Source organism: Pseudomonas rubra (assembly GCF_028656935.1).
Classification (GTDB): Bacteria; Pseudomonadota; Gammaproteobacteria; order Pseudomonadales; family Pseudomonadaceae; genus Aquipseudomonas; species Aquipseudomonas rubra.
In genome coordinates this window covers 1-24,492 of sequence record NZ_JAMDGZ010000009.1, presented here as the reverse complement: position 1 = coordinate 24,492, position 24,492 = coordinate 1, and the positions used below count along the sequence as shown (strand labels likewise).

The 24,492-nt window shown below is 59.3% G+C and carries 21 protein-coding genes and 6 pseudogenes; 5 read left to right on the top strand and 22 right to left on the bottom strand.

The features are described 5' to 3' along the window. Nucleotides 1–52: 52 nt before the first annotated feature. Both M5G17_RS03700 and M5G17_RS03695 read right to left on the bottom strand, forming a co-directional pair. Nucleotides 53–1,686, bottom strand: a pseudogene (locus M5G17_RS03700) (phosphoethanolamine transferase). 169 nt (nucleotides 1,687–1,855) lie between these two features. Further along, complete coding sequence (locus tag M5G17_RS03695) at nucleotides 1,856–2,218, bottom strand: 5-carboxymethyl-2-hydroxymuconate Delta-isomerase (protein ID WP_273891662.1); 363 nt, start codon at nucleotides 2,216–2,218, stop codon at nucleotides 1,856–1,858. 121 nt (nucleotides 2,219–2,339) lie between these two features. Here M5G17_RS03695 and M5G17_RS03690 point away from each other — a divergent pair, with 121 nt between their 5' ends. After that, nucleotides 2,340–2,564: a DUF465 domain-containing protein gene (locus M5G17_RS03690; protein ID WP_273891661.1), complete on the top strand. Its 225-nt coding sequence runs from the start codon at nucleotides 2,340–2,342 to the stop codon at nucleotides 2,562–2,564. A 91-nt stretch (nucleotides 2,565–2,655) separates the two neighbouring features. On the opposite strand, the gene M5G17_RS03685 is transcribed toward M5G17_RS03690, so the two are convergent. Further along, on the bottom strand, nucleotides 2,656–3,459 hold the full coding sequence (locus tag M5G17_RS03685) for a phytanoyl-CoA dioxygenase family protein (protein ID WP_273891660.1): 804 nt from the start codon (nucleotides 3,457–3,459) through the stop codon (nucleotides 2,656–2,658). A gap of 203 nt (nucleotides 3,460–3,662) precedes the next feature. On the opposite strand from M5G17_RS03685, the gene M5G17_RS03680 reads away from it, so the two are divergent. Beyond that, nucleotides 3,663–5,060, top strand: a complete 1,398-nt coding sequence (locus M5G17_RS03680; RefSeq protein WP_273891659.1) for an amino acid permease — start codon at nucleotides 3,663–3,665, stop codon at nucleotides 5,058–5,060. Here the strand turns inward: M5G17_RS03680 and M5G17_RS03675 are convergent, their stop codons facing one another. The 6 genes and pseudogenes from M5G17_RS03675 to M5G17_RS03650 form a co-directional block, all read right to left on the bottom strand. Beyond that, complete coding sequence (locus tag M5G17_RS03675; RefSeq protein ID WP_273891658.1) at nucleotides 5,061–5,957, bottom strand: LysR substrate-binding domain-containing protein; 897 nt, start codon at nucleotides 5,955–5,957, stop codon at nucleotides 5,061–5,063. 40 nt (nucleotides 5,958–5,997) lie between these two features. Beyond that, entirely contained in the window at nucleotides 5,998–6,654 is a 657-nt protein-coding gene (locus M5G17_RS03670) for a DUF1266 domain-containing protein (protein ID WP_273891657.1), read from the bottom strand. A 10-nt stretch (nucleotides 6,655–6,664) separates the two neighbouring features. Continuing rightward, entirely contained in the window at nucleotides 6,665–7,885 is a 1,221-nt protein-coding gene (locus tag M5G17_RS03665; protein WP_273891655.1) for a hypothetical protein, read from the bottom strand. Continuing rightward, nucleotides 7,876–10,203 carry a tetratricopeptide repeat protein gene (locus tag M5G17_RS03660; protein WP_273891654.1) on the bottom strand — a complete coding sequence of 776 codons (2,328 nt, stop codon included), beginning with the start codon at nucleotides 10,201–10,203 and terminating at the stop codon, nucleotides 7,876–7,878. Before M5G17_RS03660 ends, M5G17_RS03665 begins: the two co-directional genes overlap by 10 nt. 188 nt (nucleotides 10,204–10,391) lie before the next feature. After that, entirely contained in the window at nucleotides 10,392–10,766 is a 375-nt protein-coding gene (locus M5G17_RS03655) for a type 1 fimbrial protein (RefSeq protein ID WP_273891653.1), read from the bottom strand. Between the two features lie 411 nt (nucleotides 10,767–11,177). Then, a pseudogene (locus tag M5G17_RS03650) lies at nucleotides 11,178–12,019 on the bottom strand (IS5 family transposase). Between the two features lie 97 nt (nucleotides 12,020–12,116). On the opposite strand from M5G17_RS03650, the pseudogene M5G17_RS03645 reads away from it, so the two are divergent. Together M5G17_RS03645 and M5G17_RS03640 are read left to right on the top strand one after the other, a co-directional pair. Next, a pseudogene (locus tag M5G17_RS03645) lies at nucleotides 12,117–12,290 on the top strand (helicase-related protein); the annotation flags it as partial. Between the two features lie 151 nt (nucleotides 12,291–12,441). Next, complete coding sequence (locus tag M5G17_RS03640; protein WP_273891652.1) at nucleotides 12,442–12,906, top strand: DUF6392 family protein; 465 nt, start codon at nucleotides 12,442–12,444, stop codon at nucleotides 12,904–12,906. Nucleotides 12,907–13,140: 234 nt separating this feature from the next. Here the strand turns inward: M5G17_RS03640 and chrA are convergent, their stop codons facing one another. The 9 genes from chrA to M5G17_RS03595 form a co-directional block, all read right to left on the bottom strand. Continuing rightward, a complete protein-coding gene (gene chrA / locus M5G17_RS03635; RefSeq protein ID WP_420793338.1) occupies nucleotides 13,141–14,355 on the bottom strand; it encodes a chromate efflux transporter in 1,215 nt (404 codons plus the stop codon). 96 nt (nucleotides 14,356–14,451) lie between these two features. Beyond that, nucleotides 14,452–15,684, bottom strand: coding sequence for an organoarsenical effux MFS transporter ArsJ (gene arsJ / locus M5G17_RS03630; protein ID WP_273891651.1), 1,233 nt, complete (start codon nucleotides 15,682–15,684; stop codon nucleotides 14,452–14,454). 9 nt (nucleotides 15,685–15,693) lie between these two features. Further along, complete coding sequence (locus M5G17_RS03625; RefSeq protein WP_273891650.1) at nucleotides 15,694–16,698, bottom strand: ArsJ-associated glyceraldehyde-3-phosphate dehydrogenase; 1,005 nt, start codon at nucleotides 16,696–16,698, stop codon at nucleotides 15,694–15,696. A 32-nt stretch (nucleotides 16,699–16,730) separates the two neighbouring features. Further along, nucleotides 16,731–17,234 carry a phosphatase domain-containing putative toxin gene (locus tag M5G17_RS03620; protein ID WP_273891649.1) on the bottom strand — a complete coding sequence of 168 codons (504 nt, stop codon included), beginning with the start codon at nucleotides 17,232–17,234 and terminating at the stop codon, nucleotides 16,731–16,733. A 12-nt stretch (nucleotides 17,235–17,246) separates the two neighbouring features. Next, nucleotides 17,247–17,963 (bottom strand): arsenical resistance protein ArsH, encoded by a 717-nt coding sequence (gene arsH, locus M5G17_RS03615; protein WP_273891648.1) that lies wholly within the window; start codon nucleotides 17,961–17,963, stop codon nucleotides 17,247–17,249. A 4-nt stretch (nucleotides 17,964–17,967) separates the two neighbouring features. After that, a complete protein-coding gene (gene arsB / locus M5G17_RS03610; RefSeq protein ID WP_273891647.1) occupies nucleotides 17,968–19,035 on the bottom strand; it encodes an ACR3 family arsenite efflux transporter in 1,068 nt (355 codons plus the stop codon). A 2-nt stretch (nucleotides 19,036–19,037) separates the two neighbouring features. Then, nucleotides 19,038–19,514 (bottom strand): arsenate reductase ArsC, encoded by a 477-nt coding sequence (locus M5G17_RS03605; RefSeq protein WP_273891646.1) that lies wholly within the window; start codon nucleotides 19,512–19,514, stop codon nucleotides 19,038–19,040. A gap of 20 nt (nucleotides 19,515–19,534) precedes the next feature. Next, nucleotides 19,535–19,891 carry a metalloregulator ArsR/SmtB family transcription factor gene (locus tag M5G17_RS03600; RefSeq protein ID WP_273891645.1) on the bottom strand — a complete coding sequence of 119 codons (357 nt, stop codon included), beginning with the start codon at nucleotides 19,889–19,891 and terminating at the stop codon, nucleotides 19,535–19,537. Nucleotides 19,892–19,898: 7 nt separating this feature from the next. Beyond that, the gene (locus M5G17_RS03595) at nucleotides 19,899–20,312 is read right to left on the bottom strand and encodes an arsenate reductase ArsC (protein ID WP_273891644.1); all 414 of its coding nucleotides are present in this window, start codon (nucleotides 20,310–20,312) and stop codon (nucleotides 19,899–19,901) included. A 242-nt stretch (nucleotides 20,313–20,554) separates the two neighbouring features. Here M5G17_RS03595 and M5G17_RS03590 point away from each other — a divergent pair, with 242 nt between their 5' ends. After that, complete coding sequence (locus tag M5G17_RS03590; protein ID WP_273891643.1) at nucleotides 20,555–20,827, top strand: hypothetical protein; 273 nt, start codon at nucleotides 20,555–20,557, stop codon at nucleotides 20,825–20,827. Nucleotides 20,828–21,187: 360 nt separating this feature from the next. Here the strand turns inward: M5G17_RS03590 and M5G17_RS27530 are convergent. The 4 genes and pseudogenes from M5G17_RS27530 to M5G17_RS03575 form a co-directional block, all read right to left on the bottom strand. Continuing rightward, a pseudogene (locus M5G17_RS27530) lies at nucleotides 21,188–21,451 on the bottom strand (IS66 family transposase); the annotation flags it as partial. Continuing rightward, a pseudogene (locus M5G17_RS03580) lies at nucleotides 21,448–22,266 on the bottom strand (SulP family inorganic anion transporter); the annotation flags it as partial. The pseudogenes M5G17_RS27530 and M5G17_RS03580, both read right to left, overlap by 4 nt. Nucleotides 22,267–22,270: 4 nt before the next feature. After that, nucleotides 22,271–22,411 (bottom strand): annotated as a pseudogene (locus tag M5G17_RS27525) (LysE family translocator); the annotation flags it as partial. 429 nt (nucleotides 22,412–22,840) lie between these two features. Continuing rightward, nucleotides 22,841–24,340, bottom strand: coding sequence for a sensor domain-containing diguanylate cyclase (locus M5G17_RS03575; RefSeq protein WP_273891642.1), 1,500 nt, complete (start codon nucleotides 24,338–24,340; stop codon nucleotides 22,841–22,843). Between the last annotated feature and the right edge of the window lie 152 nt (nucleotides 24,341–24,492).

The window sequence follows — 24,492 nt, the reverse complement described above, 5'->3', positions numbered from 1 at the left end:
TCGTCGGGAAACCACTCGACCGCTATCCCTGGCGCCGTGGCTGCAGGTGTGATCAGTGCGCAGCGAGCATCGGCCGGCAGCTGGCGAACAGGTCCAACTGCGGCTTGTACAGCGCGGTATGCACCTGCAGCAGGCCGAGCATGGAGTGAAACAGGTTGTCCTGGCTCAGCGGCTGGTTGCGATTCTTCTGCAGGCAGTCGCTATCAATGCCGAAGCTGGCCTTGTAGCTGTCGGAAAACCACGCCAGCAACGGCACGTGCTTCTGCTGCTCCGGCGCAAGCATATACGGCGTGCCGTGCAGGAACAGGTTGTACTCGCCAAGGGATTCGCCATGGTCGGACAGGTACAGCATGGCGGTGTCGACCTTGTCCTGCTTGCTGCGCAGAATGTCGATCAGTGAAGCCAGGACATGGTCGGTGTACACCAGGGTGTTGTCGTAGGCATTGACGATACTGTCCTGGCTGCACTGGTTCAGGGCATTGCTGCGGCACACCAGGGTGAATCGTTCGTACGCCTGCGGATAACGCTTGTAGTAGTCCGGGCCATGGCTGCCCATCTGGTGCAGCACCAGCACGGTGTCCTGTTGCAGGTTGTCGATGAAGCTGTCCAGGCCCTTGAGCAGGACCTCGTCGCGGCATTCGTCATCAGCGCACAGGGCCGGGTCCTTGAGATTGCTGACGTCCTCGAACAGCACCCGGTCGCACGTGCCCTTGCAGCCAGACTGATTGTCGCGCCAGCGCACCGCCAGCCCGGCCCGCTGCAGTACATCGAGCAGGCTCTCCTGGTTTTTTGCGGTGCTGGCGTCGTAATCCTTGCGGGTGAAGCCGGAGAACATGCAGGGCACCGACACGGCGGTTTCAGTGCCACACGACTGCACGTCGGTGAAGGAGACCAGGCCCTTTTCCTTGCTCAGTTGCGGTGTGGTATCACGCCCGTAGCCCAGTACCCCGAAGTTCGGCGCCCGGGCGCTTTCGCCCACCACCAGCACAGTCAGGGATTTGCGCGTTCGTTGCTGCCAGGCGATGTCGAGTGTTGCGTCCTCGCCGATCTTGCGAAACGGCTTGGCGGCGCTGCCGACCCGCTCGCCCACATAGCCCAGGGAGGCACCCACAAAATTGCTTGGCACCAGCATCAGACGGATTTCATGGTGATTGCGAAACAGCGAAGCCAGGCCCTGGTAGTTCATCAGCGCAACGGCACCCAGCACGACAACGCAGGCCACACTGGCGAGTAATTTTCCGAACAACTCGCGGAACCAGTTACGGTACAGAATCGGGGTTTTATACAACAGTAAAGAAGGCAACAAACCTAACACTGCTATATATAAAAAAGTTTAATCGAGAGCAGATCGCGCACTTCAGTGGCATTGGTTTCCAGCGCATTGCGAAGCATGCCAACGTCAATCATCACACCGTACTGGCTCATGAAGTAAGCCACTGCCGCGCTGACCATGAACAGGGTGATCAACAACGGCTTGAGCAGCGGCCTGAAGGCCAGCAGGGTCAGTACCAGGTTGAACGCACAGAGGATCATCAAACCGAAGGCGACGCGCAGCAGCAGGCCATGACCATCCGTCGCAAGTACCGATGCCAGGTGTTGCCACAACAATGAGTTGAAGCCGATCAACAGGTACAGGCTGGCAATCAACGTGACCCATTCGGCCCGCAGGGGTTTGACCTTGAACATGACGATCCGCTTATTTAAACGTCGGGAACAGTACCGTTGCGGCACTACCTGGAAACAGCCCGAACTTTAAGAAGCATCTCATCAATTTTTTGTGAAAAAGACGCCAACAAATAGTCGGCTGGCGTCTATTTAATCATCACGTTCAGCGTTTGTTCAGCCAGAAGCGTGTTTAAGCCGGCAGGTGCATTTTTGAATAGGAATCGCGATCAATATCGATCACCTCGACGCACAGCTGGATGTCCAGCCCCGGCGTGCTCGGCAAGGCCTCCTTGAGCACCTCCAGCAGGCTGGCGGACAGTTGGCGTTTGATCTCGGCCGAACGGCCGCTGAGGAGCGCCAGCTTGATGTGGGCGAACGCGCGCTCCACCGGTGCCACGCCAACGCGAAAGCTGGCCAGCGCCACGGCACGGCTCTTGATGTCCAGCTCTTCGAACTGGCCGCTGCCGGCCAGGGCATGGTTCAGACGCAGCAGCAGGCGGTCGACGTCCAGGTTTTTCAGGTTGTCGCTGTATTCCACATGAAGATGAGGCATTGCACGGAAGTCCTTGGCGGGGCAAATGTTGCAACAGACTACCTCAGCCCCGAAACCTGGCAAAGACGACTATCCTCTAAGTTCATGACTTCCACCCCACAAACCCCGGAGAGGTGAAGAAATGCCGGTCAAGCACGATTTGCTCGCAGACTTGGGTCTGGACGAGAAAGCCTTCAATGACAAGAAGAAGGCTGACGCGCAACTCAGTCGATTGCACGACAAGTACAACGATATTGACACCAGAGTCCTTGAAGCGGAACGCGGCAGTGCCTCGGATGATCAGGTCAACAAGCTGCGTTTGGAACGTGTGCAAATAAAGGACGAGATCGTCGCCCATCTGAAGTAATCCGCAAAACCTGTGGGAGCGGGCTTGCCCCGCGATTGCGATCTACTCGCCACATCGCATCGCGAGGCAAGCTCGCTCCTACCAGTCCCCCTTAAGACTGCGTCCACACCACCGGAAACCAGTCCTCACGCATGCGATCCCCGGTATTGAGGTCGATCCCCGGAAACGGTGGCGAGGTCCGCCCAGGCCGCTGGATGTAGCGCACATCATCGCCCATGAAACGGGTCGAAAACGCCCGCCGCCGATTGTTGCCCTGGTTACCGGCGGCGCCATGCACGGTACGAAAATCGAACACCACCGCATCCCCCGGCTCAAGCTCCGGCGAGAGGATCTGGTACTCGCCGTTCTCCACGTCCGGCATATCCATGAACAGGCTTTCGCCGGAGCCAGCAACGGTTGCGCCATAGAAGTCCTTGTTGCTGGCCCAGCTTTTGGGCCGCACCGGCTTGGGCCAGCGATGGGAGCCGAGCACCACGCTCAGGGTGTTGTGGCGGGTCACCGGGTCCAGCGGAATCCAGTAGCTGGCGGTCTGCAGGCCATCGACACAGTAGTACGGCAGGTCCTGGTGCCAAGGCGTGGGCTTGGAGGTGCCCGGCTCCTTGACCAGGATGTGCTCATGGAACACCTGCACCTGCCGCGACTGCATCAGCGCGCCGGCAATCGCCGCCGCCGGCGAGTTGAACACAAAGTCCTTGAACGCCGGGATCCGCTGCCAGTTGCAATAGTCTTCGAAAAAGCGTCCGCCTTCGCCACTGCCGACGTTTTCAATGGCAAAGGCACTGGGGTCGGCCAGGTTCTGCTCAAAGCCTTCGCGCAAGGGCTCGATCCAGTCGCGGAACACGCCGCGCAACACCACTGCACCGTCTTGCTGGAATTGTTCGATATCGGCATTCATCGTGGCCACCTCTCTTGTTGTAATGAACAAAAGTATTGGGCGGCCCCGCGCAGCCGGTAAACCACAGATTACCTATTCGCCACTATAGGCAATCTGTATGGCACAGCGGTTGTCAGCCCCCCGCTTTTGGCCGGTTAATGGCCCTGCCTGTGTCCTACGGCGCCTTGCTATCCAAGAATAAGAACAATGAGGAGTTACCTGGCATGAATGACAACAGCACCGCCCTGCGGCGCGGTCTGAGTACCCGCCACATTCGCTTCATGGCGCTCGGTTCTGCTATCGGCACCGGGCTTTTCTATGGCTCTGCGGCGGCCATCAAACTGGCCGGCCCTTCGGTGTTACTCGCCTACCTGATCGGTGGCGCGGCGATCTACATGATGATGCGCGCCCTGGGCGAGATGGCCGTGCGCAACCCGGTGTCCGGCTCGTTCGGGCAGTACGCCAGCCAGTACCTGGGGCGCTTCGCCGGCTTTCTTACCGGCTGGAGCTACGCCTTCTCGATGCTGGTGGTGTGCCTGGCGGATGTCACCGCCTTCGGCGTCTACATGAGCTTCTGGTTCCCCGAAACGCCCAAGTGGATCTGGGTGCTGGGTATCGTCTTGTTCATTGGCGCACTGAACCTGTGCAGCGTCCGTGTATTTGGCGAGCTGGAGTTCTGGCTGTCGCTGCTGAAAGTCACCGCCATCGTCTCGATGATTCTCGCAGGCGCCGCCGTGCTGATGTTTGGTATCCAGCTGGGCGGCGCCGGCGAACCCCTGGCGGCGGTGAGCAACCTGTGGAGCCATGGCGGCTTCTTCCCCAATGGAGTGGGCGGCATGATCGCCTCGTTCACCGTGGTGATGTTCGCCTTTGGCGGCGTCGAGATGATCGGCATCACCGCCGGCGAAGCCAAGGACCCGCAACGGGTCATTCCCCGGGCGATCAATTCGGTGCCGCTGCGCATTCTGCTGTTTTATGTGTTCACCCTGTTCGTACTGATGTCGATCTATCCCTGGACCAGGATCGGTAGCCAAGGCAGCCCCTTCGTACAGATCTTCAGCGGCCTGGGGATCGGCTCTGCGGCCACGCTGCTGAACATCGTGGTGATCTCGGCGGCAATCTCGGCGATCAACAGCGACATCTTCAGCGCCGGGCGGATGATGTACGGCATGGCCCACAACGGCCAGGCACCCGCAAGCTTCGCCCAGCTGTCGCGCTTCGGCGTGCCGTGGATGACCGTGGTAGTGATGGCCGTCGCCCTGCTGCTGGGGGTAGTGCTTAATTACCTGGCCCCGGACAACCTGTTCCTGATCCTCGCCGCCGTGGTGACCTTCTCGATTGTCTGGGTGTGGCTGATGATCCTGCTGTCGCAGATCGTCATGCGCCGTGGCATGAGCGCCGACGAGGTGGCCAGGCTGCACTTCCCGGTACCGCTCTGGCCAGTCGGCCCGGCCTGCGCGGTGGTGTTCATGCTGTTCATCTTCGGCGTGCTGGCCTGGTTCCCGGACACACGCATGGCCCTGTACGTGGGCATTGGCTGGCTGGCCCTGCTGTCGCTGGGCTACTGGCTGTTCGTCGCCCGCCAGCCACAGGTCAGCCTGGCCGATTCAACTGCTAACTGATCAGGCCGGGAACTGCTCGCTGGCCCAGTCAAGGAAAGCCTGCGCCGCCGCCGAGGGGCGCATTGCGCTGGACCGGGCCAGCACCACCGGCTGCGGGCTGACCGTTTCGAGCAGCGGCCGGCAGGCCAGGGGTTGGCCGTCGTAGCTGCAATCCGCCACCGGCCGGGTGCAGGACAAAGCCACGCCATAACCATGGGCGACCAGCCCGCGCTGCATCTCGAAGGTCTGGGTCAGTTGCAGGCTGGCCGGCTGCAGGTCATGGGCCCAGAACAGCGACAGAAAGTACTCGCGGGTTCGGGCGATGTCTTCGAGGATCAGGCATTCAGCGGCCAGGTCCACCAGCGACACCCGCTCCTGCAACGCCAGGGGATGATCGGCCGGCAGCAAGGCGTAAGGCGTCAACTGCGCCAGCACGTGTTTTTCGATCGGCGCATCGAGCCCCACGTCATAGGTCAGCGCAAGCTCCGCCTTGCCATCGGCCAGGCGCCGGTTGACCTCGGCAAGGTCGGCCTCGAACAGGGTGATGGTGACTTCTGGATGGCGCCGGCGAAAGCCGCTGAGCAGGCGCGGTGCGTAGTACGGCCCCAGGTCCTGGAAGCAGATCAGGCTCAAGGCCCCGCGCACCACCTGTTGCGCTTCGCCCTTGCCGCTGATTGCCGAGGCCAGGTTGAGCATCTGCCGCGCCTGTTCCAGTAACGTGCGCCCCGCCGGGGTCAGTTCCAGGCCACGGCTGACCTGGCGATGAAAGAGCTTTTCACCCAGGCTCGCTTCCAGTTGCGACAGCGCCAGCGATACCGACGGCTGGGAGATGTGCTTGGTACGCGCTGCCGCACTGACACTACCCTGCTCGGCGGCGGCGACGAAATACTCCAACTGGCGGAAGGTGAAGTTAATCATCGCAATGCCCTCTCGGATGCTTGAACCAGCAGCTGCGCCGTTACCTCGCCAGCGCCGGGCTCAACGCCGCAGGCGTATGCCAGGGGATATCAGCCCAGGCCCCGTTGCCGGGTGCCAGCAACTGGCACAGCTGCTGCTCGTGGAACGCTTTGCCCAGCGAGTCGACGCGAAACGCCGCAACCCACTGCTCGCGCCCCAGTTTATAGGCATTGCCAAAGTCTTCCCAACTGTCGAAACAGTCCTGCGCCCGCTGCGCATTGAGCAGCAACACGCGCCAGGCAAGATCAGGCTCAAGCCAACGCATCAGCAACGCGCAACGGACCACAAACGCCACCCGTGCACAGGCAAAGGCCATGGCCGCACGCGGCTCATCGCTGGCCGTCAGCCCTTGCAGGTCGAGGCTGTACCATTGCTGCTCGAGGGTCGTACTGAAGTGCGCACGCGCAGCCTCGTCGTTGGCGTTACTGCGGATCCCGGCCTGGTGCAGCAACGCCGCCCGCACGATCGTCTGGGCCTGCTCGGTGAAGTGATCACACGCTGGCAAGTAGAAACCCTCGACGCCCATGGCATCGGCCATGGGCCTGGCCAGCAGCAACGACCAGTGCTTGCGCTGGCTGAACAGCGGCCCAGCCCCGCGCGGGCGGAACGCACGCCACAACAACCAGGCTGAAACAACAGCCGCGAAAAGCAAAAACATGCGGTTCTCCTTACCTTACCCGGGCCTGCCAGGCCTGGATTTCCTCGGCCTGGGGCGGCGCCATGTCTGGCCATGGCACGCCTTCGGTGAGGTACAGCGGATCATCGGGCAAGCGCTCAAGGCGCTTGCTGAAGATATGCCGGGTGGCGTATTTGACCGACACTGCCTGCGGGGCAACCTGCAAGAACTGCTGCGGCTGACGCCCGGCCACCAGCCACTCGACCATGGCCGAAGGCGCCTCAAGACGCTCATACAACTGCGGGTAGCGGGCCACCAGACGGGTCTGGGCGGCAGGGTCGCTGACCTCTTCGATGCGCAGCCAGCCTGCTTCGGTGCGCACGATGCCGATGGTGAGACAGTCAGCGGGCGTCTGCTGGTCGGTGCCCAGGGCATTCAGGCAGTGCAGCAGTTCCTGGTAATAGCGCTCGATCGGCGGGCGGTTCTGCTTGCCCTTGACCTGCTCGACAGTCAGGGTGCCATCAGCCTGGACGATCAGGCTGATGGTGATGTGCGGCTGCCCCTGGCCGTCGCGAAAACTGAACACGCGCATGCGCCGCTGCTCTACCGCCTCGGCGTAGCGCTCGCCATAGCCGCCAGTCAAGGCGCGGCGATCAGCGAACTGGCCCAGGCAGTGGCGCATCACATAGCTTTCAAAGGCCATCTCAGCGCGCAGCACAGTACTGTCGGGCCGTAGCTCATGCAGCACGTGCTCACTGCCGGTCAGTACCGTGGCCAAGGCCTCGGGCTGGCTCTGACGCCAGCCCTGCTCCACCCGCGCGGCCATCTGCGCGTGTTCCTTTTGCCACAGTGCCAGGGCCTGCGGGCAGTTGATCCGGTCGAGTTTGCCGGCCAGCGCAGTACCTTGGCGCGAGCTGAGAAACTCCACCAGCAAGGCCTCCTGGGCCAGCAATGGTGCCTGCTGCGGGTCGATCCACACCAGCGGTGCCAGCGCCGGTTGCGACGCTTTAGCGGCGTCGCTCAAATGCCTGGCCACCCAGGGCGGCGGCTCGCCGCCCAGTACCTCGAACGCTTGCTCAAGGGTCAGGATCCGCCGCGCTGGCTCGAAGTTACCGACCAGATGACGGTAGAAATGGTTGAGCAGCCATTTGCCCACCTCTGGCACATCACCGCGATCCTTGCTGCGCGCGGCAATGCCGCGCTTGAGTTCATCGGTATTGAGCACATTGCGCGGAGCGTAACCGGACTGTCGCAGCTCCGGTGTCACTTCCATATTTGCCACCAGGCCTTGCCTGCAGGTTTTTCCGCTGCCTGCAGCTCGGCGATGCTCTGGCCGAAGATCTCGTTATTGCTCTGATCAACGGCGTTGTTCGGATCACTGCGCAGGATCGAGCGCTGGTAGTAGGCGATGGCCTCTTCATTGCGCCCAAGGCCCTTGAGCACATCGCCGGCACAGCCCACCAGGGAAGGTTCGTCGCGTTCATTGATATGCGGCGCATAACGCAGCCACAGGCTGGTGGCCGCTTCCGGCAGGTTGTACGACAGGTGCATGGCCACTTTTATCCGCGCGAAAAGCGCCGAAATTTCCAGGTCCTTGTCGCTGATGTCGCGCTCTTCCTGCAATTTGAGGACGCGCTCCAGCCAGATCAGGATTTCGCGTTCACGGTCCAGGCGGAACAGAGCCCGGCTGACTTCGAACAGGTACTCTTCCGGGTCGTGGCGGCTGTAGCCATGGTCGGCGGCAAAGTGCCAGAGCTGTTCGGCGGCCTCGACAACGCCCAGGTTATCGTCCAGCGCAATGCGGTTGTTGAGGATGCCGTGATAGTGTTCTGCGAACGGGCTGGCGGCAATGCCACGGGCATGCAGCTCCAGGGCCTGGTCATACATGTGCTGGTCGTTGTAGCAGTTGTAGTTGATCGCCAGGTTGTTGCAGAGCATTGAGTACAGGTGCGCGCAGGCATCGAAGCGGTGCCCGCGGCCGCTGGCGAAGCATTGCTCCAGACGGGCCTGGCCGTGTTCGTAGGCAACCCTTTGTACTTTGCGCAGCAGCGCCCAGGCCGGTTCGGCCTCCTCGTTCGAGAGCGTCTCGACATGCTCCCCGACCAGGTTCTCGAGGTGGCCAGCGAACTGATAGTAGTACATGCCACTGGCCATTAGCGGCAATGGCTGGTGCAGGGCATCGATAATGCCGAACACACTGGCATGGGCGCTGAACAGGCTGAACGCGCTGCGGTTGTCCTGCATATCACCGGCCGAGACGGCCTCGCGCAGCATCGCAAGCTCGGTGTTGGCGTCGATGCGCCCGGCCTCGCGTTCACGCACCGCCAGCAGGCGGTTGATCCACGGGTGGTTCGGCGCGCGACGCCGGGCTTCTTCAAGGGCCTGGGCGAAGACGTTGTCGATCTGTTCAAGGTCATTGCGCGCGGCGTGCAGTGCATCGAGCAGCGGGCCCAGGGACGGCGTCGACTCATCGCGCAACGGCAGCCCGGAAATGAACCGTTCCAGCACCTGTTGATCATCACAGGCGCGCATCACGCACAACGGCCACCACGCGGATTGATCCTCGGCATCAAGCAGACGATCGTGTACCCAGTAGGCCGTGCCCGGCCACATATGCCGGCGAATGTCATAGATTTCCATGAACGCACGCTGCCCGGCCTCCTCGATCTGGCCGTTTTCAAGCAACCAGGGCAAGTGGAAGTCGATAAAGCTGTCACCGCCGCTGGAGTCCAGGTCCAGGGTCGCCACTTCACAGATTTTCAAGGCGCCGGCCAGGTCGCCCTGGGCCTGCAATGAGCGGGCAGCCAGGCGCGCCAGGCGCACTTCCCACTCCCGCCGCTGGGGCAACGGCAGGTCGGCAATTGCCTGCACCACTGGTTGCTCGAACATTGCCAGGCGCAGCGGCACGATCTCGATCAGCGCATTACCCAGCCACAGCCAGTCGTCATTGTCGACGTCCTGATCGGGGCCGGCGGTGCGCAAGGCGGCAATTGCACAGAGCGCAGCTTCGCGAGCCTGCTCGTCTTGCTCGTGAGCCGCCAGCACCTGAGCCCGGCGCCGGTACTGATCGGCATCGTCCCAAGCCCGCAAGGCTTGGCGCCCAGGGTTGATCAGGGCGAGGGTGTGACGCACCTCGATGGCCTTGAGCGCCACCTCGAGGGGGGCGTGCTGCAGATCGTCGAAAATGCGGTAGCGCCGGTATTGCTCGATGTCGAAGTGCAGCCGCTCGTTGCTCAGTTGCTGCAGGGCGTCGAGCGCCTGTAACAGGCCTTGCTCGTCTTTGAGGTAGTTGTCCAGCCGCAGCTGGTAAACCAGCAGGTTGAGCTTGAGCTCGTTACGCGCGTCCTCAGACGCAGCATCGAGCAGGGCCTGACCGTCTTCGGCCAGTACCGCCTTGGACGCGTCGGCGTCACCGGCGTTGACCCAAAGCACGTGCAAGCGGTCAATCGACTCCAGCGAGACTGCCTTGAGCGGCTGGGCGCGCAACTGCGCCAACAGGTACTCATCACCGTGTTCCTGGTGCTCGACCTCGACACGGTCCATGAATTGGTCCAGCTCAATACCAGACAGCACAGTGCTGTTTTGCGTCATTGTGAACTCCCTTTGCGAATGACTGTGCATCGCCCGATGCTACCTGCGCCAGCGCCCTTGAGTGGGGCAGCGGGTACCCGCGCACGTCGGCTTTTGACAAGCAACGATGGCGGCAGGGATCGGGCAATGCAGCGAGGTGCTGCACGCTACCAGTTGGCGTTTGAAAATCCAAGCGCGTGCAGAACGGTCTATGGTGTGGTCAAGGTAACCAGAAAGGTGCCACGGGTAAGTGGCTTGCCCGAAGCATCCATCAGCGCATAGCGCTGATGGTAATAACGCCCCGCCGTGCCGCTGTCGGCGACCAGCTTGACGTTAACCGGCGCAAGATCGGCGGTACTGACCGACGCCTGCGGCTCGACCCTGTGCAGATCGACCCGGGTACCGCGCATTTGCGCCGGACAATCATCGAGGCTCAGCGCGCCGGAGCGCGCTGATGCCATGCAGGGCGACTCGACAACACTGCCGGTGAAGGTGATCACCCCTTGCGCCACCGGCGTCGCGGCCAGGCAGGCGCCACTGAAAACCAACAACCCTGCAGCGCTAGCAACAGATTTGCCATTCATGTCGATACTCCTGGGGTAAGGGTGAATTACCTTGAGTATCGGCCAGCCTGGAAAATAGATAAGGATTGTCTGATAGGCAAAAACGAAAAAGCCCCCTGAGCTTTCACTCAGGGGGCTTTTTCATGTATGGCGGAGAGATAGGGATTTGAACCCCACCGGTTTGCGGCCAGGGCCGCTGGAGGCCGCTAAAATCCGGCCATGGCGTATTGAGCGGCAGTCTACAGCGGTGCACAGCGGCACGGCTTTTGTCCTAACATTGTCCTAGGGATGGTCTGAAGTAGCCATGCATTTCTGGCTGACTTCAGCGCCTGCCAATTTCAAAAGCGTCCAACCGATCCAAAACACTCAAATCAGTCGCGCTTTTCTATCTTTTTCGCTATCGCGAGTACATCGCAGCAACCATTTTCCGCATTACAGGCGCACCTTTCTTGCGCTGGCCAGCAAATGTCGGCGGACCATCCACAGATTCGACAGGGCAAACAGCGTCACCATCTGCGCGGCATTCTTGGCCAATCCGCGGTAGCGCACCTTGGTGTAGCCAAACTACCGTTTGATCACGCGGAATGGGTGTTCGACCTTGACACGAATCCGGGCCTTGGCCTTCTCGATCTTGCGCAGCGCTTTGTACAAGGCACTGCGCTTGCCATGTTTCTTGTAGGTGCTACGCCGAGCCGCGATCTGCCAGACGATTGGGCGACCTGAGTGATGTCCGCCACATTGGCCGCCGTGAGCACCACGCTATGCACCAGGCCCGATTCCTCATCAGCGCCAATATGGGCTTCCGCGCCGAAGTAGTACTGGTTGCCCCTCTTGGTCTCGTGCATTTCCGGGTCGCGCTTACCGTCCTTGTTTTTGGTCGAGCTCGGCGCGTGGATCAGTGTGGCATCGACGATGGTGCCCTGGCGCAGCGAAAGGCCGCGATCCCCCAGGTAGCCATTGATCACGGCCAAAATCCCACCCACCAACTCATGCTTTTCCAGCAGACGGCGGAAGTTGAGGATGGTGATTTCGTACAGTGCTTCCTCCATCGCCGGCTCGCTGTAGCCAAACCAGTTCTGCATCAGGTGCACGCGCAGCATCGCCATCAACGGATACGCCGGACGGCCACCTTCGCCCTTCGGGTAGTGCGGTTCGATAAGGGCCATCAAACCCTTCCACGGCACCACCTGATCCAGGTCGATTAGGAACAACTCCTTGCGGGTCTGCTTACGCTTGCCGGTGCACTCGGCATTGGCGAAGGTCATCTGCTTCATCGGGAAACTCGGGCAACGGGATCGGCGTATTTCACCAGATTTGGGAGGTCTTCTTCAGGATTTCCCCAGGGTACTGACCTGTGAGTCGTACAGCCTGAAATTAATCAAGACCGGACTGGACCTGCTGGACTTCCCAACCATCGCGTTCCTGCAGACGGGGTACAACGTGTCCACCCTGCAGCAAGCCGCGCGGCGGTCGCGAAGGATCGGGCAGAAACACTCGGTCAGCGTGGTTTTCTTCGGCTATGTCGGCAGCTCGCAAATCAACTGCCGGTACGACTCCCTGAACCAGGACGGTGACTCGGTTGAAATGGTGCTAGCTAGACAGCTGATAGTGGCATAGCATATTGCCACCCTTGGGTGGCCTTTTCCCCCTCAGGATATGACAACTTGAAAAGTTTGAGCCATCAATGGGAATGCCGATGAAAGGACAGCTCGAGTTACTGATCAACAATCTGGGCAAGACATATCACGACCTCGTGAAGCTTGGACTAATTGAGAAGAACTCCATCCGCGAGTCCCAATATGAGGATAGCGACTCACTTGAAATTGAGAGCATCTCAGGCATCGAACTGGTCTTTGAACCAATTGCATACAGATTTGAAGCGATCTACATCCGACTCAGAAATGACGCATATTCAGAACTCCCTACTTATCCCGCACCGCTGCCAAAGTCACTTTGCGAGATCCACGAAAGGTACGACTCTCACAAAATTTTTGGCAAACCAATCTCCAGCACCGAAGCGAATCACACTGCGGGAATCCCTGCCGCCGATATCTACCAGCTAGATACTAATCTACATCCGGCTGCACAGCTATCCTTGCAATACGGCACCAGCAAAAACTTAAACGTTATAGCAATCTCTCTTCTCGACGCATCGGTCTAATCTGATTTACTGGCCACTGATAGATGGCCTGATCAATGCTTGTCTTTGATCATGACTGTGATGATGTAGGGTGAATTGACACTGCCCCTTGATTACAGACGTTTCATATTTATTTGCTGACCGCGAACCACCGGAAATCAGCGGTAGGCCGCAGCCAGTCTGGACGAGTTCCGCCATCCGCTTGGTCGAGGTATCTGGACCTATTCATTCTCTTGCAAACTCAGGGGTATGGCTTTATGAGGCAGTACTGACTAGCCCACTCATAACTCCGCTGCCGAGTACGACCAGCCAAGGTGGCAGCTTCCAGAACATCAAGGCTACCAACGCCATGAGGGCCAAGCCAAAGTCCTCCGGAGCGTGGATCGCACTCGTCCAAACCGGCTGATAGAGAGCGGCAAGCAATAGACCGACTACAGCGGCGTTGATGCCAAGCAGTGCTGCTTGTGTACGCGCATTCCGGCGTAGATGCTCCCAGAACGGTAAGGCGCCCACCACCAGTAAAAATGAAGGTGCGAAGATCGCCAGCAGGCAGATCAGACCTCCTACCCAACCATTGGGCGCCTGGCTCATCGAAGCACCAAGGAATGCCGCGAAGGTGAATAGCGGTCCGGGAACCGCCTGCGCGGCGCCATAGCCTGCCAAGAACACATCGCTGTCGACCCAGCCTGAAGTCACGACTTCGGATTGCAAGAGTGGCAGCACGACATGCCCGCCCCCGAAAACCAGCGATCCGGCACGGTAGAAGGCATCCATACTCGACAGCATCTGACTTGGTAACCACGTAGCCAGAAGAGGTAGGCCGAGCAACAGGGCAAAGAACAAAGTCAGCCAGCACAGGCCAGCGCGACGTCGGATGCCAATGGACAGCGGCTCATGGGCTCCGCACGGTTGCGGCTTGAATAGCAGCACGCCAATGACTGCGGCAAGCGCAATGACCCCTATCTGCGCCAAGGCGGATGGGAGCAGCAATACCAAGCATGTCGATGCTGCCATGATAGAAATACGTGGCACATCAGGACACAGATTGCGTCCCATACCCCACACCGCTTGGGCAACTACTGCCACAGCCACTACCTTCAAACCGTGCAGCACGCCAGCCGGCATGGCATCGCCATAGTTGGCGATGCCAAGTGAGAAGAGGATCAGGGCAATCGCCGAAGGTAATGTGAAACCTAGCCATGCAGCCAGTGCGCCGCCATAGCCGGCGCGTGTCAGCCCCAATGCGATGCCAACCTGGCTACTAGCAGGACCTGGTAGAAACTGACAAAGGGCAACCAAGTCTGCGTAACTGCGCTCGCTTAGCCACTGCCGACGTACCACGAACTCATCCCGAAAGTACCCCAGATGAGCGAGTGGGCCTCCGAAAGAGGTCAGACCCAAACGCAAAAAAATGAGGAAAACAGTCCAGCGTGAATGTTGGGGAGTATCAGTGATGCTTGTTTGATTCATAAGAGGCTGATCCAACATAACAATTCTTCGTCGCTGGCATGGCGCATCGGTAGTCGGCTAGCTATGCCATCGAATGCATCCGCCTTGAATAAGTGATCAGTGGGTCTGCTGTTTCATTTTGTGGTGTCTGGGCAGTCCTATCGAGATGAGCGCGGCGGTCAATGCGAACATGCTGGAAACCCACAAGCAAGCCTCCAACCCATAGGCCTGAAACACCCAACCTGACAGCAGCGTGCCGACCAAGCGACCGAGGGCGTTGGACATGTAGTAGAAGCCCACATCCAGGGACACGCCGTCTTCCTTGGCATGGCTGACGATCAGGTAGCTATGCAGCGATGAGTTCACGGCGAAGAGTACGCCGAACAGCATCAGCCCACCGAGCAGCACCATCTGAGCTGACCAGCCTACCGATAGGCCCAGGGCAATAAGCGCGGGCAATCCAGCCAGGGCGATCGCCCAGATAAAGGCCGCTCGGCCGTCAGGCACATGATCGCGCTTCTTGCCGGTAATGTGGGGGGCAAAGGACTGGACGATGCCGTAGCCGATGATCCACGCGGCCAAGAAGCCGCCGACCAGCCAGAAATCCCAGCCAAACGCGGTGCTCAGGTACACCGGCAGCGCTACGACAAACCAGACGTCCCGGGCACCGAAGAGAAACAGCCGTGCGGCCGAGAGGATGTTGATGGCCCGGCTCTTGGACAGCATGTCGCGGAACTTGGGTTTGGCCTTGGCTTTGCCCAAGTCCTTTTTCAGCAGCACCAGGCTGCCGATCCAGATCATGGCCAGTACTGCTGCCATGGCCAGCACCGCCAGGCTGAAGCCGAGCAACGCGAGCAGTGCTCCGCCGAGGAAGAAGCCCACGCCTTTGAGCGCGTTCTTCGAGCCCGTCAGGATGGCCACCCATTTGTAGAGAGTGCCTTGCTGGCTGTCCGGGACCAGGAGCTTGATGGAGCTCTTGGCGCTCATCTTGTTCAGGTCCTTGGCGATGCCGGACAGTGCCTGGACGGCCATCACCCACGGCACCGTCAGCCAGGCTGCCGGCACCGTGAGCATCAGCAGTGCAAAGACCTGCATGCCCAAGCCGATGTTCATGGTGCGGTTGAGTCCCAGGCGGGCGCCGAGGTAGCCACCCACCAGGTTGGTGATCACGCCGAACACTTCGTAGAACAGGAACAGCGCGGCGATCTGCAGCGGCGTGTAGCCCAGCGAATGGAAGTGCAGTACCACCAGCATGCGCAATGCGCCGTCGGTGAGGGTGAAGGCCCAGTAATTGCCGGTAACCAGCAGGTACTGACGCACTTCTGCAGATAGGGCTGACAACGCCTTCATGATCGCCGCTTACTCCGCTGCGCCGACCAGGCGTGCCAGTTCAACTGCACGGTTGGCGTAGCCCCACTCATTGTCGTACCAGGCGTAGATCTTCACTTGGGTGCCGTTGACCACCAGGGTCGACAGCGCGTCGATGATCGAGGAGCGCGGATCGGTGCGGTAGTCGATGGACACCAAGGGGCGCTCTTCGTAGCCCAGGATGTCCTTAAGCGGCCCTTCGGCCGCTGCTTTCAGCAGCGCGTTGACCTCTTCAGCCGTTGTCTCGCGTTCCACTTCGAACACGCAGTCGGTCAGCGAGGCGTTGGCCAGCGGTACGCGCACAGCGTGACCATTCAGCTTGCCGCGCAGCTCGGGGAAGATCTCGGCGATCGCAGTGGCCGAACCCGTGGTGGTTGGGATCAGGCTCATGCCGGAGGCACGGGCGCGGCGCAGGTCCTTATGTGGCGTATCGAGGATGCTCTGGGTATTGGTGAGGTCGTGGATGGTGGTGATCGAGCCGTGGCGGATGCCCAGGTTCTCATGAATCACCTTGACCACCGGGGCCAGGCAGTTGGTGGTGCAGGAAGCGGCGGTGACGAGACGGTGCTGCGCCGGGTCGAACAGGTGCTGGTTGACGCCCATTACCACGTTCAGTACGCCTTTCTCCTTCACTGGAGCGCAGACCACCACACGTTTGACGCCCTGATTCAGGTAGGCCTGGAGCACGGTTACCGACCTCATCTTGCCGCTGGCCTCGATGACCAGGTCGCAGCCCGACCAGTCGGTGTCTGCGATGGTCTTGTTTGCGGTGATCTGAATGCGCTTGCCGTCGATCACCACCATACTGCCCTCTGCACGGGCTTCACGGCGCCAGCGGCCGTGCACCGAGTCGAAGTTGATCAGATGGGCATGGGTCTCGGCGTCACCGGCCGGGTCATTGATCTGCACAAACTCGAACTCCGCCCAGTCCCAAGACGCGCGCAGCGCCAAGCGACCGATGCGGCCAAACCCATTGATTCCTACTTTGATTGCCATGTTTTTGTTCTCGCGTAGCCGTCAGGGGACGGTCAGAGGGTATTGGCGAACTGGTTTATGTAGTCGACGTGCGTTGGGTTCTGAATTGCCCGTGGGCGCAGGGCCTGGACCTGAGCAACAGCTTCCTGCACGGGAATACCGCACTCGATCATCAGGCGGGCCGCAAACAGGCCGGTGCGGCCGGAGCCGCCTTTGCAGTGAATGGCGATCGTCTTGCCAGTTATCACCAACTCTTTCAGGCGTTCCCGGTGGATCTCCCAGGCGGCAGCAAAGGGCTCGCCGGGTGCCTGGTCGTCTTCCACCGGCAGGTGGAACCATTCAAGGCCGAGCAGTTGGCACTCCTCGGGCAGCAGATCGATCTCGTTCTGCAGTAGTTCTTCACTCGGCATCAGGGTTACCAGCGCGCTCGCGCCGCCTTCGCGCAACGTTGCCAGTGCCTGAGATACCGATGTCTCCTTGGTCCCTGGGCACGGAGTGAAGATCAGTTGGCCGACCAGTTCGGAAGTAGCCAACACGGAATACGGGTGCAATTGCATGCTCACAGAGCCTCAAATGGATCGTTGATTGACACGCTTGGATAGTTCCTCTGCCGACTCCTTGCGCTCGGAGTAGCGATCGACGAGGTAGTCGGAGCGGTCACGAAGCAGCAGGGTGAACTTCACCAGCTCCTCCATCACGTCGACGACACGGTCGTAGTACGAAGAGGGCTTCATGCGGCCCGCCTCCTCGAATTCCAGATAGGCCTTCGGCACGGACGACTGGTTAGGGATGGTGAACATGCGCATCCAGCGGCCGAGGACACGCAGCTGGTTGACCACGTTGAATGACTGCGAGCCACCGCAGACCTGCATCACCGCGAGGGTTTTGCCCTGCGTCGGCCGCACTGCACCCATGCTCAGCGGAATCCAGTCGATCTGCGACTTGAACACGCCGGTCATCGCACCGTGGCGTTCTGGTGAACACCAGACCATGCCTTCCGACCAGAGCACCAGGTCGCGCAGCTCTTTGACCATGGGGTGGTCGTCGGGTACGTCATCCGGCAGCGGCAGGCCCGACGGATTGAAGATCCGCGTCTCGGCACCGAAGTGCTCCAGCAGGCGGGCTGCTTCCTCGGTCAGAAGGCGGCTGAAAGAGCGCTCTCGGGTCGATCCATACAGCAGCAGGATGCGCGGTTTGTGAGTGGACTGCTGCTCGATAGCCAGCTTTTCGGAAGACGGCAGATCGATCAGATCACTGTCGATGTTGGGGATATGGTGTTCGGTCATGATTTCACTCCTGGGACAAGGCACCAGATGGCTGATCGAACCAGCGACGCTTGAGCCACAAGGCAACGCCGACCAGGGAGATCAGTACCGGTACTTCCACCAAAGGCCCGATGACGGTGGCAAATGCTACCGGCGAGGCAAGGCCAAAAGTGGCAATGGCCACGGCAATGGCCAGTTCGAAGTTGTTACTGGCAGCGGTAAATGCCAGCGCGGTGGTGCGTGGGTAGTCGGCCTCCAGCAGCTTGCCCATCCAGAAGCTGATGAAGAACATCACCACGAAGTAGATGGTTAGCGGGATGGCTATGCGCAGCACATCCAGAGGCAGTTGCAGCACCATGTCGCCTTTCAGGCTGAACATAGCGACGATGGTCAGCAGCAACGCCACGAGCGTCAGCGGGCTGATCTTCGGAATGAAGCGCTCCTCGTACCACGCGGAGCCCTTACGGCTGATCAGGATCTTGCGGGTCAGGAAGCCAGCCAGGAATGGGATACCCAGATAGATCAGTACCGATTGGGCAATTTCGATGAAGCTGGTTTCGATGATGCTACCTTCCAGCCCGAACAGCGGCGGCAGAAGGCCCAGGAAGATCCAGGCATACACGCTGAAGAACAGAATTTGGAAGATGCTGTTGAAGGCGACCAAGCCCGCAACGTACTGGTTGTTGCCGCCTGCAATCTGGTTCCACACCAGCACCATGGCGATGCAGCGTGCCAAGCCGATGAGGATTAGGCCGGTCATGTACTCGGGCTTGTCGGAGAGGAATACGACAGCCAACCCGAACATCAGCACCGGGCCAATCACCCAATTCTGAATCAGCGACAAGGCGAGGATGCGCTTGTCTTTGAAGACCTGTGGTAGCTCCTCGTATTTCACCTTCGCCAATGGCGGGTACATCATCACAATCAGGCCGATGGCAATGGGGATATTGGTGGAGCCCACGGACAGGCTGTTCAGCCACGTCGGAAAACCTTCGAAGAAGCTGCCCAGGCCCACACCCAGGGCCATGGCCAGAAAAATCCACAGGGTAAGGTAGCGATCCAGAAAGGACAGGCGGCTCTTGCTCTTGCTCATGGTCATGCTCCCAGCGTGCCAATCAGTGCCAGCTCTGCTTTCAACTGCTCAGGACTCATGTGCTCGAACCGCAGGGCGAGGAATGCCCGAACGCGGTTACGAATGATTTCCACGGTGTGATCGAAGGCGCCTTCGATCAGTTCGGTACTCCCCTCCATGTCGGAAGGGTCTGCCAGCCCCCAGTGGGCTTTGATAGCAGGCCCGAAGAACACGGGGCATGCTTCACCGGCCGCTTTGTCGCAGACCGTGATCACAAAATCCGGGGCAAGCGACTGATGAGCATCGGTAGGCTTGCTGAAAAGACCATTCGTGCCAATGCCGGCTTTGATCAGAGTCTTTAGGCTGAGGGGGTGAACTTCGCCCTTTGGCTGGCTCCCAGCGCTATAGGCCTTGAAACCCTTCGGTGCCATGTCGTTGAAGACGGCTTCGGAAAGGATGCTACGGCAGCTGTTTGCAGTGCACAGAAAGAGAATTTTCATCGACGTATCCTTGGCGATATTCAGCAGCAGGCAGCGGCCCTTTCAGGTCGGTCACCCATTTGTTCAAGGCGTTTGGCGTCAGGGCTGAGCCAGTGGCGGTTTGAAGCGAGTGTGCTCTGCAAGATCTGGACGACCCAATCCGGGAGATTAGGGTGCAGGCGGTAGTACACCCACTGCCCTTGACGACGGTCTGCCAGTAGACCGCAGGTGCGTAGTTGGGCCAGGTGACGGGAAATTTTCGGCTGGCTTTCTTGTAGCGCACAGGTCAGTTCACACACGCACAGTTCACTTTCTTCGGTGATGAGCAGCAGGGTCCGGATGCGTGTTTCATCTGCCAGGCATTTGAAGACGGTAGTTGGGGTCAGATGGTCTGTCATTGCGATCTCAGCGCTTGGTTTTCACCAGAACGAACATCTTGATACGTTCATGGATTTCATGAAGGGTGTGACGGAAAGCGTCAGGCTTGCTGCTGGTGACGGGATCTTCGAAATGCCAAGAAAGGACCTCGCCAGCTTTCAACGACGTCATGCATTCCGCTGCCGACTTGTCACACAAGGTAATGACGTAATCGAAATGCTCACCTGAGAATTCGCCAATGGCCTTGCTGTGCAAGCCATCGGTGCTCACGTTCAGATGCTCAAGTGCCTCCAGCGTGCGTGGGTCAATTGAGGTGGGCTGGGTACCGGCACTAAACGCTTCGAAATGCTCGTCATCTGTGTGCTTAAGGAGGGCCTCCGCTAGCTGCGAGCGAGCGGCATTAGCGGTACAGACAAAGAGCACGCGGGTCTTGAAGGCCATGGGGGCACCTCAGGGCTTATTCGGAACATCAAATATATGTTTTTCCGTATGTTCCGTAAACAAAAAATATGCCTTATGAAGCCCAATGGCCTTCTGGTGGCGCCTCGGTGCAGGTTTTCTTGGTGCTTCGACGAGGCGGCGGATGTTTACATCTGATTACACGTATATTCAGGCTGCGTCATGAAAGTGTCATCGACAGCCCTTTAGGTTGCGTCCATTCCAACCCAACACAGGAACTCGTGATGAAAAAAATGACCCTCGCGGCTCTGGTCCTCTCCAGCCTTTTTGCCGGTGCTGCCAATGCCAGTCAGTACGACAAACCCGGTTTCGTTACCGAGGTCGAAGATGGGCGACTGTGGGTGTTCCGAGCGGATTCCCAGGAACTCAAAGACTTCAAGGCCAGCGGTGAGCCGGCCAAGCAGTTCACTGACATCGGTACCGGCCCTGAAGGGATGACCGTCAAAGCCGCGGACGAGCAGACCCTGAAGGAGTACCTCGAAACACTGAAAAAGTGATGGATCAGGACTACACTCAGGATTCATCCATGTAGTCCCCTTGGCCGCCTTCGGGCGGCTTTTTCCGTATCCGTTCGGGCAGCACATCTTTCTGACTAAATCAGGTGATGCGATGGCGTCCGGACGCCATTTTCTAGTCTGGCTATGTGAGGCCCATGCTACGAGCCGCCCCTATTCCAATTCCACCACACAGAAGTCATGGAAAAATTGCGCCCCTTGGTACATCCGACAATGATCCAATCGGCGCGGCTCAAAGGGCTTGATCTGTTCAGTCCAGATTTTCCAGTGCAGCATCAGCTTTTTTGTAGTGTAAGCAGCTACTGACTTACGTATTTCTTCCCTAGCCTCATCTGCACTACCCCAGCGCCCCATCTTCACCCACTGACCCGGTTCCAACGCCTTGTAGTTTTCGAAGAGCTGCCTCTGGGCGATCATCCAGGTATGAAGTGCGTCGATTATCGGTGCTGCTTTTTCCTGCCGTATGCGCTGCCGGACATCCGGTTCCAGCTCGCGTGCCTCTCGTTCAACTTCGTACAAGGCCGCGATGTAGTGCAACGCTTTTTCGGCAATCTTGCTCTTGTTGGTGGCGTGCAAGTCGAAGAACTTTCGACGTGCATGGGCCAGCTGAAGGTGCTGACGGACAGCATGATCATCACCCCGACAAGTGCCGCCATTGGGATACTGGCGAGCCAATCGCCGAGGAACAGCATCATCGCCAGCAGTAGCACGCTGGCGCTTAACGTTGACAGACGCGTGCGACCTCCCGACTTCACGTTGATCATCGACTGGCCGACCATCGCGCAGCCAGCCATCCCGCCAAGCAGCCTCGCTGTGATGTTCGCGATGCCCTGTGCTTTACATTCGCGGCTCTTGTGGCTGTTCGTTTCCGTCAGATCATCCACGATGGTGGCAGTCATCATCGATTCCAGCAATCCGACGACAGCCAGCGCCGCCGACTAAAGCAGGATGATGAGTAAGCTCTAAGGGTCCAGCGGGACTTCCAGCCACAGGAAGATTGGCAGGCTATCCGGAAGCGAGCCCATGTCGCCCACAGTGCGGATATCCAGGCCGAGATACATCGAGGTCGCAGTCAGCACCAGAATGCAAACCAGTGGCGAGGGCAGAAGCTTGCCCAGAACAGGTACGTACGGGAATAGGCAAATGATCCCAAGCCCGGCAGCAGTCATGGCGTAGACCGGCCAGGTCACGTCGGTCAGTTCAGGGAGCTGGGCCATGAAGATCAGGATGGCTAGCGCGTTGACACAGCCGGTTACGACCGAACGTGAGACGAAGCGCATCAGTTCGCCCAGACGCAGGTTCCCGGCGAGGATCTGCAGCATGCCGCACAGAAGCTTTGCGGCCAGTAGATACCGCAGGCCGTGATCTGTGACCAGGTTGACCATGAGTACAGCCATGGCGCTTGTCGCTACGAAGATCATGGCTGCCCAGGCCTGATGCCAGTCTAGATACAGCAACTGCTACTAAACCTTGGCTGAGGCCACGTCCGATGGCCAGCAAGTTGTCAGGGCCGAGCGCCAGAACCAACAGCACGCAGGCGGCGGTATATGCAAACCGCACACTCATGCGGAACACGGCTTCTTCCCTAAGCCTGGTGAAGCCCCCATCCTGACTGTGGGTTGTGCTAATGGCAACGCGGGAGTTCACGGACTGCTTACTCAGCTGGGCTTGGGCATGCGCAGTTGCCAAAGTCAGTCACCAAAGCGATGTCCGCTTTGGGTGGATATATCCACCGGGCTTACATCTGGCCTTATGCTTACCTAGAGAATGCGGTGACCCGGCGGCCTTCCCAGAAGGTCGCAGATTAGCCAATAGCTGCCGCATCAGTGGATGCTGGCGTGACAGACACAAGGTGAGTTGGCACACGCTTACCTTTGAGCAATCTTTGAGTCGGCGGAGCAGTCGACTGCGGGTGAGAGGGGCTTGAGGTTCCCAAGCAGGAAGTCTCGTACTAGAAACGATGGGGATCGCGAACAAGGCATACTCGCACCGGCGTCAGGCAATATGCAGGCGGTTACGGCCTGTGTTCTTCGCGATGTATAGCGCCTGGTCGGCGCGCGCAATCAGTACCTGCACGGTCTCCAAGTCGCTGCCGCTGGCGTAGGCGATGCCGATGCTCACGGTGACCTGTGCGAAGGGGCTGTCGCGGTGGATTATAGGTTCATTGCCCAAGTATTCTAGTATCGTCCGAGCAACGGTGGCCGCTCCAGCACTGTCAGCGTCGGGCAGTATCGCCGCAAACTCTTCGCCCCCGTAACGTGCCAGCAGGTCGGGCGGTCGACGCATGCAAGCCGACAGCCGACTGGCCACTTGTTGCAGGCAGTCATCACCGGCCAAGTGGCCATAGCTGTCGTTGTAGCGCTTGAAGTGATCTATATCGATCATCATCAGCGATAAGGCATTGCCGCTTCGCCGAGCCCTGCTGGCTTCCTGGGTCAGGGTGTCATCAAAATTGCGACGATTGGCCAGCCCTGTCAGTGCATCGTGCATGGCTAGGCGCTCGAGCTGCTCGTTGCTGTCGAGCAATTGCTGCTGAGCCACTCGCAGTTCATCTTCGACCAGGCTGCGCCGAAGCATGGCGCGGATTAGGAGCCAACCGATGCCGCCGGTGAGCAACAATAGCCCACAGACCAACAGCACCGACAATTTGGCCTCAAACTGCCAGGCCGCCAGCGCCTCACGTTTGCCCAGCGCAACGGTCGTCACCAGCGGAAGTTTATCGCTCTTGCGATACGCATAAAGCCGCTCCACACCATCTAAACTAGAGGTGTAGGAGGCGGTCCCCACCGACCGGTCGACCAAGTACTTGGCGTAGATGGGCGAATTGGAGAAGTTGCGCCCCATGTCCTGTTCACGGAACGGGTAGCGAACAAGCATCGAGCCGTCGGTATAGAACAGCCCGATAGCTCCGTCGCTGCCGACATCGATCTGGCCGAACAAGCGCAGGAAGTTCTCGACACCCAGTGTTACTGCGACAACCCCTGCGAATTGACCGGCGGCATCATCGAATCGACGGCTAATAGTGATTACCCATTCCTGATTTGCGCTACTGCGGATGGGCAGGCCAACGAACGGCTCTCGCGAAGGATTGTCACGGTGATGGATAAAATAGACCAGGTCACTGCTGTTGGCACCGGTTTGGCTGGGCTGGTTGGAGGACATCAGCCAGAGCCCGTCCTTGCTGTACACTGTAACGCCACTCAACTGCGGCATCAGCGGTTGTTGTCGGCTCACCAATTGGCTGAGCCGTTCAATCTGCCTCGGCCCGCTTCCTTCAGTTTCCAGTCGTTCCACAAGCCCGAGCAAAAGCAGTGAGCTCTGCCGCACTATACCTTCGGAGTAGGTGGAGAGGGCCTGAGATAGGTTCAGGCCGTGCGTGTTGATTTCTTCTAGGGCGTGCTCGCGAGAGGCCATCACCTTCCACAACGTCAACGAAGCGAGCGAGAAGAATATGACCGATAGCAGAAGGACAACAAGGTTAATGTCACGCTTCACGTTAATACCTGATGGAAATCCGGATTCCGACGTTGGCGATCAGTTGCTGAAGGCCAAATCATGTCGCCACTCCTAGCGTGGGGCAAGGATACAGCGAGTCGCCATGAAACGCAGTGGTTGTAAACTCGGCCTTCTAGGGATTCTCCGATCAA

Excerpts from the sequence above, each read along its gene's own strand:
- M5G17_RS03695 (WP_273891662.1), bottom strand. The coding sequence starts at position 2,218 with ATGCCTCATCTTCATGTGGAATACAGCGACAACCTGAAAAACCTGGAC.
- M5G17_RS03690 (WP_273891661.1), top strand. The coding sequence starts at position 2,340 with ATGCCGGTCAAGCACGATTTGCTCGCAGACTTGGGTCTGGACGAGAAA.
- M5G17_RS03685 (WP_273891660.1), bottom strand. The coding sequence starts at position 3,459 with ATGAATGCCGATATCGAACAATTCCAGCAAGACGGTGCAGTGGTGTTG.
- M5G17_RS03680 (WP_273891659.1), top strand. The coding sequence starts at position 3,663 with ATGAATGACAACAGCACCGCCCTGCGGCGCGGTCTGAGTACCCGCCAC.
- M5G17_RS03675 (WP_273891658.1), bottom strand. The coding sequence starts at position 5,957 with ATGATTAACTTCACCTTCCGCCAGTTGGAGTATTTCGTCGCCGCCGCC.
- M5G17_RS03670 (WP_273891657.1), bottom strand. The coding sequence starts at position 6,654 with ATGTTTTTGCTTTTCGCGGCTGTTGTTTCAGCCTGGTTGTTGTGGCGT.
- M5G17_RS03665 (WP_273891655.1), bottom strand. The coding sequence starts at position 7,885 with ATGGAAGTGACACCGGAGCTGCGACAGTCCGGTTACGCTCCGCGCAAT.
- M5G17_RS03660 (WP_273891654.1), bottom strand. The coding sequence starts at position 10,203 with ATGACGCAAAACAGCACTGTGCTGTCTGGTATTGAGCTGGACCAATTC.
- M5G17_RS03655 (WP_273891653.1), bottom strand. The coding sequence starts at position 10,766 with ATGAATGGCAAATCTGTTGCTAGCGCTGCAGGGTTGTTGGTTTTCAGT.
- M5G17_RS03640 (WP_273891652.1), top strand. The coding sequence starts at position 12,442 with ATGAAAGGACAGCTCGAGTTACTGATCAACAATCTGGGCAAGACATAT.
- chrA (WP_420793338.1), bottom strand. The coding sequence starts at position 14,355 with ATGAATCAAACAAGCATCACTGATACTCCCCAACATTCACGCTGGACT.
- arsJ (WP_273891651.1), bottom strand. The coding sequence starts at position 15,684 with ATGAAGGCGTTGTCAGCCCTATCTGCAGAAGTGCGTCAGTACCTGCTG.
- M5G17_RS03625 (WP_273891650.1), bottom strand. The coding sequence starts at position 16,698 with ATGGCAATCAAAGTAGGAATCAATGGGTTTGGCCGCATCGGTCGCTTG.
- M5G17_RS03620 (WP_273891649.1), bottom strand. The coding sequence starts at position 17,234 with ATGCAATTGCACCCGTATTCCGTGTTGGCTACTTCCGAACTGGTCGGC.
- arsH (WP_273891648.1), bottom strand. The coding sequence starts at position 17,963 with ATGACCGAACACCATATCCCCAACATCGACAGTGATCTGATCGATCTG.
- arsB (WP_273891647.1), bottom strand. The coding sequence starts at position 19,035 with ATGAGCAAGAGCAAGAGCCGCCTGTCCTTTCTGGATCGCTACCTTACC.
- M5G17_RS03605 (WP_273891646.1), bottom strand. The coding sequence starts at position 19,514 with ATGAAAATTCTCTTTCTGTGCACTGCAAACAGCTGCCGTAGCATCCTT.
- M5G17_RS03600 (WP_273891645.1), bottom strand. The coding sequence starts at position 19,891 with ATGACAGACCATCTGACCCCAACTACCGTCTTCAAATGCCTGGCAGAT.
- M5G17_RS03595 (WP_273891644.1), bottom strand. The coding sequence starts at position 20,312 with ATGGCCTTCAAGACCCGCGTGCTCTTTGTCTGTACCGCTAATGCCGCT.
- M5G17_RS03590 (WP_273891643.1), top strand. The coding sequence starts at position 20,555 with ATGAAAAAAATGACCCTCGCGGCTCTGGTCCTCTCCAGCCTTTTTGCC.